At 65.3% G+C, this 6,000-nt stretch carries 4 protein-coding genes; all 4 read left to right on the forward strand.

Annotated features, from left to right (window positions below; genetic code table 11):
• The first annotated feature begins 298 nt into the window (after positions 1-298).
• The gene (locus tag QZY06_RS15515) at positions 299-1,495 is read left to right on the forward strand and encodes an ATP-binding protein (protein ID WP_295685970.1); all 1,197 of its coding nucleotides are present in this window, start codon (positions 299-301) and stop codon (positions 1,493-1,495) included.
• Positions 1,492-2,142, forward strand: a complete 651-nt coding sequence (locus QZY06_RS15520) for a response regulator (RefSeq protein ID WP_295685971.1) — start codon at positions 1,492-1,494, stop codon at positions 2,140-2,142. Before QZY06_RS15515 ends, QZY06_RS15520 begins: the two co-directional genes overlap by 4 nt.
• A gap of 93 nt (positions 2,143-2,235) precedes the next feature.
• Positions 2,236-3,264 (forward strand): NADP-dependent oxidoreductase, encoded by a 1,029-nt coding sequence (locus QZY06_RS15525; RefSeq protein WP_295685972.1) that lies wholly within the window; start codon positions 2,236-2,238, stop codon positions 3,262-3,264.
• Between the two features lie 168 nt (positions 3,265-3,432).
• The coding region (locus QZY06_RS15530) for a LuxR family transcriptional regulator (protein WP_295685973.1) at positions 3,433-6,000 on the forward strand (2,568 nt) is incomplete at its 3' end.

Consider the following 6,000-nt stretch of genomic DNA (forward strand, 5'->3'; position numbering starts at 1 on the left):
AGGCATGCAGACCAAGTGCCGACGATAACGCATCCGCAGCGCTCGCGGCGCCTGCACCGCAATGGCCGCAAACACTGAAGAATTCGACGTTTTCTTCATCCTCGGACCACTCGAAGTTGCCGTGTGTTCCGCCTCTCTGACATCCGGCAATTGCGGATTCCACCCGTCCGGGTAGTGCGCGCCCCCGCCCCTAGCGTTGACCCTCACTTGACGATAAGCACTGGTCGGGATACCGCCAGGCGGAGGAGCGAATGACCCGATTCAAACCCCAGACCGACCTCCTGGCCGGAGCGGCCGCATGAGCGCCGCACCGGTGGTGGAACTGCTGCGCCGTGCGGAACGGCAAGAGCCGCGACGCCCCTCCTACGAGGCTTCGCTGCTGTTCGAGCATGCCGCAATGGCGATCGGTCACGTCCGCGATCGCCAACTGCAGCGCTGCAATCGGCGCCTTGAAACGCTGTTCGGCTACGGTCCCGGCGAGCTGAACCAGCGCAATCTGCAGATGCTGTATCCGAGCTATAGCGACTACGTGGCCTGTGGCCGCAGCAGCGGCCGGCAGCTCGAACGCCAGGGCAGTTGCCGGATCGAACGCCTGATGCGCCGCCGCGATGGCAGCCTGTTCTGGTGCCAGTTGAGCGGCCAGGCGGTCGATGTCAGCCGCCCATCGGCAGGCTCGGTATGGACGATCGAAGACATCAGCGCGCGCAAGCAGGCCGAGAACGCCCTTCGCGAGGCACAAGCCCAGCTTGAGCAGCAGCTGGCCGAGATCCGCCGCCGGCACCAGGAGGATCTGGCCCGCGCTTCGCGCCTGAACTCGATGAGCGAAATGGCAGGCGCGCTGGCTCACGAACTCGCTCAGCCGCTGGCAGCCACGCTCAACTACCTGCATGGCTGCCAGCTGCGCCTCAAGCAAGGCGATTGCACGTCCGAACAACTCGACGGGGTCATCAGCCGAGCGATCCAGCACACCGAGACCGCCGGCAGCATCGTTCGCCAGGTGCACGGCTTCGTCCGTCGCCACGTGCCGGAAACCACCGCCACCGATCTCCACGCGCTGATCGGCGACATGCTCGGCCTGCTCGACCACCAGCGCCGCAAGCTCGGCGTGCGTCTGGAACTGCTGCTGGCGCCGGCACCGCCGACGGTGATGGTCGATGCACTGGAAATCCGTCAGGTGCTGCTCAACCTGATCCGCAATGCCTACGAAGCGATGGCCACCAGCCCCGCCGAGCAGCGCCTGCTGCGCATCGAATCGCGGCCGCTGGCCGGTGGCCGGGTCGAAGTCACGATCAGCGATCGCGGTCCCGGCATTTCGCCGGAAGCCTGCAGCCAGATCTTCGACGCTTACTTCACGACCAAGCAGGACGGCCTCGGCCTGGGCCTAGCCGTCTGCCGCTCGATCATCGAATCCCACGGCGGCAGCCTGCGCGTGGCCAGCAACCCCGAAGGCGGTGCTTGTTTCCGCTTCGACCTCAATACCGTGATGAATCCATGAAAGCCGCTAACGAAATGACCGAAATCCTTACCCCGAGCCGGTCCACCGTATTCGTCGTCGATGACGACACTGCGATGCGCGATTCGCTGCGCTGGCTGCTGGAATCCGCTCAGCTGAACGTGCAGACCTGCGATTCCGCGGAAGCCTTTCTGGCCATCGCCCGCCCCGATGCCTGCGGCTGCCTGGTGCTCGACGTGCAGATGCCCGGCCTGAGTGGCCCGGAGTTGATGGACGAGCTGAAGCGCCGCCATATCCATCTGCCGATCCTGTTCCTGTCCGGCCACGGCGACATTCCGACTGTGGTGCAGGCGATGAAAGGCGGTGCCGTCGATTTCCTGCAGAAACCCTACGACAACGCTCAGCTGCTGGAACGCATCGGCCAGGCGCTGACACTGGATGCCGACAGTCGCGATGCTCGCCGCCGCGAATTCCTGCGCAGCCAGCGACTGGAAGGATTGACCGCCCGCGAGCGCGAAATTCTCGATCAGGTAGTCGCCGGACGCAGCAACAAGGAAGTCGGCCGCAAGCTGGCCATCAGCTACAAGACCGTCGAAGCCCATCGCGGGCGCCTGATGCGCAAGATGGGCGCGGCCTCGTTCGCTGAACTGCTGCAGATGATGCTCGGCGGACGCCGCGAAACGATCTGAAGGCGGCACTCGATCTCCCAACACGGCACCTGGACGACATGCGTCGTCCAGGCGGTCCGTTGCTGTCCTTTTCACCCTCAGGAACCTGAAACCATGTCGCAGTCTGCAACCGTCAACCGCCGCTACGTTCTTGCCCAGTCACCGAAGGGCGAGCCGGATGCGAGCACCTTCCGCCTCGAAACCGTCGCGGTGCCGACGCCGGGCCCGGGACAGATGCTGCTGCGCACCACCTGGCTGTCGCTGGATCCATACATGCGCGTGCGCATTTACGAAACCGACGGCTACATGGCCTCGGTGAAGCCGGGCGAAGTGATGGTCGGCGGCACGGTGTCCGAGGTCGTTGCCTCGAATCATCCGGATTACAAGGTCGGCGAGCTGGTGCATTCCTATGCCGGCTGGCAGGACTACACGCTGTCCGATGGCAGCGACGTGATCATCAAGCTGCCGGCCAACGCCAAGCAGCCGAGCATGTATCTCGGCTCGCTGGGCATGCCCGGCTTCACCGCCTGGTACGCGCTGAACCAGATCGGCCATCCAAAAAACGGTGAAACCTTCGTCGTCGCTGCAGCCACAGGCGCGGTCGGCCAGATCATCGGCCAGCTCGCCAAGCTCGCCGGCTGCCATGTCGTCGGCATCGCTGGCGGCGCCGACAAGTGCGCCTACGCGGTCAAGGAACTGGGCTTCGATGCCTGCATCGATCACCGCGGCGCCGGCCTGCCGGAGCGTCTGAAAGCGGCCTGCCCGAAGGGTATCGATATCTACATGGAGAACGTCGGCGGGCCGGTGTTCGATGCGGTGCTGCCGCTGATGAACCTCAACTCGCGGATGCCGCTCTGCGGCCTGGTCGCCCATTACTCCGGCGCCGGCATGAACGGCGCCGATCGCCTGCCGGGTTTTCTGACCGAAGCGCTGTTCAAACGCATGAAGCTTGAAGGCTTCATCATTTTCGATCAGTACCCCGCCCACTACGCCAACTTCCTCGCGGCGATGACCCAGCCGATCGAATCCGGCGCGGTGAAGATTCGCGAGCATGTCGTCGGTTCGCTGGAAGAAGCCCCGCAGGGCTTCACGGAACTGCTTGCCGGCGGCAACTTCGGCAAGGTCGTGGTCAAGGTCGCCTGAGCGGCTCTGCCCGATGACCCTCCGCGGGCCTGGCTGCCCACCGGGCCCGCAGGATGGGCTGGCGACGCTGTCGTCGACTGTTGAACACCTCGTCTGCGGCCAGGTGCGGATGCGCGGTAGATTGCCGCCCGCGCCGTTGATGCCAGACACGGCAGGCGAGGAGAACAAATGATTTGGGGTGCCCAGGCAAACACCGGCGCCGAAGCCGAGGTCTACAGTCACAAGCTGTTTGCCCCGACCAGCTACGCCGGCGCGATCGAACGCAAGGAAGTGCTGCAGCGCGCCTTGCGCAGTGGCACTGCGCGCGTGGTGTTCCTGCAGGCACCGGCCGGGCACGGCAAGACCACAGCACTGCAGCAGCTGAAATCGCTGTGCGAGAGCGAGGGCTACCGCACCGGCTGGCTGAGCTTCGACGATGCCGACAACGACACTCGGCGCTTCTCGGTGCATCTGCAGGCCGTGGTTGCCTCGCTGATCGGCGATGACGCGATGGACGCCCCGCCGGCGGGCGATGAGGACTTTGCCAGCCCGAAGCTGCGCACCCGCACCGACTGGATCGTCGACCGCCTGCTGAAGATCGGTACGCCGGTGGCGATCTTCCTCGACGAATTCCAGGTGCTGACCAACAAGTCGCTGCTGGCCTTCTTCCGCGAGCTGTTCGAGCACGTGCCGGCCAATGTCCGGATCTTCGTCGGCTCGCGCTCGGTGCCGGACATCGGCATGGCCAAGCTGCTGGTCAACAACCAGACCACCCTGCTGCGTGCCGACGATCTGCGCTTCTCGCGCAGCGAGGTCGAGCAGTTCTTCGCCTCGCGTGGCGCTATCGAGATCACCCGCGAGGAAGTGGAATCGGTCTACCTGCATACCGAAGGCTGGCCGGCGGCGATCCAGCTGTTCCGCTTGAGCCTTGCCAACCCGGACGTGCGCCGCACGCTGGCCGATTTCGGCGCCTCACGCCCCCGCGAACTGGCCGAATACCTGACCGACAGCGTGCTGTCGCTGCAGCCGCCGGACGACCAGGAATTCCTGCTGCGCACCTCGCTGCTCGGCCGCATGTGCGCCTCGCTATGCGATGAAGTGACCGGCCGCAGTCGCTCGCAGGACACGCTGCTGAGGCTCGAACGCTCGGGCCTGTTCATCCGCAGCCTCGATGCCGAGCCGCGCTGGTTCAAATATCACGGGCTGTTCTCGACCTTCCTCGCCGAGCAACTGCGCAGCGAGACACCCGAGATCGCCCACGAGGTCCATCAGCGGGCCGCCGCCTGGCACTTCCGCAATGGCCACTATGAAGAAGCCGTCCATCACGCGCTGGAATATGGCGACGCTGAACTCGCTGCCGATGCGCTGAACATCTGGGCGTCCAATCTGGTGTCGCGTGCCCATCTGATGACCGTCGAGCGCTGGTTCTCACGCCTGCCGCTGGAAGCGACCCTGAGCCGTAGGGAACTGGTCGTGAAGGTCGCCTACGCGCTGACCTTCCTGCGTCGCTACAGCGAAATGCGCAAGATCGAGCCGGCGCTGGAGCGCGATGCAGACCTGCCACCGGTGACGACGGGTGGCCACTGCGGCATCGTGCTGTCGATGGCGGCGATGTCACGCAACGAAGTCGCGAAAGCATTCGCGATCCTCGAGAACGTCGATGTCCGCAACCGCGAGATGGTCGGCTTCGGCGCCTTCGAATATGGCGCCGCCGCCAACCTGCTGGCCTATCAGGCGATCACCAGCGGCGATTTCGAACGCGGCCGCGAACTGATCGCCATCGCCCGCGACCACAACGAACGCAGTCAGGCGACCTTCAGCGGCGGCTATACCGTCGCCATCGACAGCATGGGCTATCTGCTGCGTGGCCAGATCGATGAAGCGCTGATCCGCCTGCGCACCGGCATGGCCGAGCATCAGCCGGAGCTGGACAAGTCCTTCGCATCGGCGGCAATCGCCTCCTGCTACTCGATGGCGCTTTACGAAGCCAACGAACTGGATGGGCTCGAAGCGATGGCCGGCGCTCACCTGCAGGCGATTGCCGATTCGACCCTGCCGGACTGGATGCTCACCGCCTTCCTCGCCGTGGCCCGCGGTCACGATGCCCGCGGCCGCAGCAACAAGTGCAGCGAAGTGCTCGACGAGGCCGAAGCGATCTGCCGTGCCAACGGCTGGACCCGCCTGGTCTCGACCTTGAACTGGGAGCGCGTGCGTCGGGCGCTGCTGGCTGGCGATCCGGTGCGCGCCAACAAGATCGCCGCCAGCATCCGGGCGGACAAGCTGCCGCAGCCGGAAGGCTGGTTGCCGTTCGCCGAAGAAGTGGAAGGTGAAATTCTCGGCCGCATCCGCCTGGCAATCCACGGCGGCGATCTGGCGCAGGCCACCGAACTGATCTCCGCGGAGATGGCCGACGCCTCGGGCCGCGCCTATCGGCTGATCAAGCTGCATCTGCTCGAAGCGTCGCTGCAGCATCGCAAGGGCCAGCGCAACGCCTCGCACCGCAGCCTGCGCAAGGCGCTGCAGCTGGCCGAACCGGGCGGCTATGTGCGGGTGATGCTCGACGAGGGCAGCGACGTGATCAATCTGCTGCAGGAAGAGTACAGCGCGCTGCAGGCTTCGGTAGGCGGCGGCGAAACCCGCCTCGGCCCGAGCCGCGTCTATCTGGAACTGCTGCTCAATGCGGCCGGCCGCAGCCTGAGCACCAGTTCCGCCAGCGGTCAGCGGCCGCTGGAAGCGCTGACCGATCGCGAGAAGGAA

It is taken from the genome of uncultured Nevskia sp., assembly GCF_903885465.1.
In the GTDB taxonomy this organism is placed as follows: domain Bacteria; phylum Pseudomonadota; class Gammaproteobacteria; order Nevskiales; family Nevskiaceae; genus Nevskia.

Excerpts from the sequence above, each read along its gene's own strand:
- QZY06_RS15515 (WP_295685970.1), top strand. The coding sequence starts at position 299 with ATGAGCGCCGCACCGGTGGTGGAACTGCTGCGCCGTGCGGAACGGCAA.
- QZY06_RS15520 (WP_295685971.1), top strand. The coding sequence starts at position 1,492 with ATGAAAGCCGCTAACGAAATGACCGAAATCCTTACCCCGAGCCGGTCC.
- QZY06_RS15525 (WP_295685972.1), top strand. The coding sequence starts at position 2,236 with ATGTCGCAGTCTGCAACCGTCAACCGCCGCTACGTTCTTGCCCAGTCA.